Source organism: Microbacterium sp., from assembly GCF_032084865.1.
In the GTDB taxonomy this organism is placed as follows: Bacteria; Actinomycetota; Actinomycetes; order Actinomycetales; family Microbacteriaceae; genus Microbacterium.
On record NZ_DAMDLU010000100.1, the window covers coordinates 1 to 1,873 of the forward strand.

2 protein-coding genes are annotated in these 1,873 nt (G+C 71.1%); both read right to left on the reverse strand.

Going from position 1 to position 1,873, the window contains the following annotated elements; all coding sequences use genetic code 11:
• Positions 1–207: 207 nt before the first annotated feature.
• Complete coding sequence (locus RT309_RS10670) at positions 208–567, reverse strand: VOC family protein (protein ID WP_313356900.1); 360 nt, start codon at positions 565–567, stop codon at positions 208–210.
• A gap of 72 nt (positions 568–639) precedes the next feature.
• Positions 640–1,873, reverse strand: a 1,234-nt coding sequence (locus tag RT309_RS10675) for a sulfatase-like hydrolase/transferase (protein ID WP_313356901.1), incomplete at its 5' end; no start/stop codon positions are given.

Genomic DNA, 1,873 nt, shown 5'->3' on the forward strand with positions numbered 1-1,873 from the left:
CCCCCCCCCGGGCAGTTCGCCGTGGCGAAGGCCGTTCCCGCCGCGCCGGTCTAGCCCACGTCGAGCGTGCGCTCGCGTCGGCCTGACCGCACCCCGGCACCCGAGGAGAAACCACTTCGCGCGTGAGAAACCGCGTATGAACGTGCTTCTCACGCCGCAAGTGGTTTCTCAAGCATTCCGGGCGCGGCGGCGAGGCCGAGGTCGGGCTCAGCCCGTCATGCCCTCGTACAGGCCGATGTGGTTCCCGTCCGGGTCGATGATGACCGCCCAGGCGCTCGTGTCGGTGATGGGCTGCTTCTCCATCAGCACGGTCGCGCCCGCCTCCTTCGCGACGGCGATCGTCTCGTCGATCGAGTCGACCTCGACGTACGACCTGGGCTGGCTGAAGCCCTCGTCGCGGGGGGCGAGCCCGCCGCCGGATATCCCGTTCGGGGCCTGCCACATCGGGTAGCCCTCGAACCCGGGCTGCTCGGCGATCTTCCAGCCGAACAGCCTGCTGTAGAAGTCGCTCGCCTTGCCCAGATCGTTCACCGGGATGTCGATGTGCGTGATGTCGCCGTGTGCCATGGCCTCGTCCTCTCCTCGGCTGACGGGCCAATTCTGCGCTTCGGCCCATCCCGCCACAAGAGCGAGGAGGGATCAGTACGGCACCGCGAAGATCTCGTCGTGCACCGCCGCCTCGGCGCCGGCGGGCAGCGCCAGAAGCTTCAGGAACTCGCGATCCTCGGTCTCCTCGCACCAGGTCAGCAGGCACGCCCGCATCTCCTCGAGGAGCCCGTCGAACGCCGACTCGACGGCGAGGTTGCGCTGCTCCAGCGGATCGGCGACCAGATCATGCAGCTGCTCGCGGTGGCGGCCCCAGCTGTAGACCGTGTACTTGAACCGGCCGCGGTAGACCGCGCGTCCCCGGGTGAGCGGCGGGTCGGAGCGCTCGAAACGGGTCTCGACGCCGACGACGCGGTCGGATGCCTCCTCGCCCGCTCCGAGCGGCAGCGCGCTTCCGCGCAGATGAGACGGCAGGTCGGCTCCCGCGGCGTCGAGCAGCGTCGGCAGCACATCCAGCCCGGCCGAGACGGGCTCGATGCGCGCGCCGGGGATCACGCCGGGCCCGCTCACGACGAGCGGCACCCGCACGCACTCCTCGAACAGCGCCGTCTTCTGATTCCACCGATGAGCGCCGTCGCCGTCGCCGTGGTCGCTGGTGAACACGACCAGGGTCGAGTCCGTGAGACCCGACTCGTCGAGCGCGTCGAGGATCCGCCCCAGCTGGGCATCTGTGCGCTCGACGAGCCGTCGGTAGGCGGCGCGGTACTGCCGCCACTCCTCGGGTGTGTACTCGGCTGTGCCGTAGGTCTGCTGGGCGGCGTGCTTCTCGAAGTGCACCGCCTCGGCCTCGAACGGGGCGGGCTCGAAGTTCGCCGGCAGCGGCGGGGCGTCCCGCACCGCACCGGGATCGACGTCTCCGTAGGGCATCGGCTGGCGCCGGGCGTACTCGCAGATGCTGTGCGGATCGTCGAACGAGGCGAACAGCAGGAAAGGTCGCGAGGCGTCCGCCCGGTTCCACAGCCACTCCACCGCGGCGTCGGCGAGTCCGCGGTCGCCGAACGGGTGCAGCACGTCGAACCCGGCATCCGGCGGCGCGCTGGGCGAGATCGCATGCCACTTGCCTGCATACGCGCAGTCGTACCCGGCGGCCGTGAGCAGGTGCCCCATGCTGTCGGCGCGCGCCCCCGGCTCCGCCACCGCCGAACCGTGCCGGTTGCCGCCGACGCCGAGCTCGTGCGGCATCCGCCCGGTCAGCAGCGACGCCCGCGAGGGCACGCACAGCGGGAAGGTCACGGCGGCGCGGGTGAACTCCGCCCCCGATCGGCGC

Bases quoted from the DNA above. Each gene is read 5' to 3' on its own strand.
- RT309_RS10670 (WP_313356900.1), bottom strand. From the start codon at position 567: ATGGCACACGGCGACATCACGCACATCGACATCCCGGTGAACGATCTG.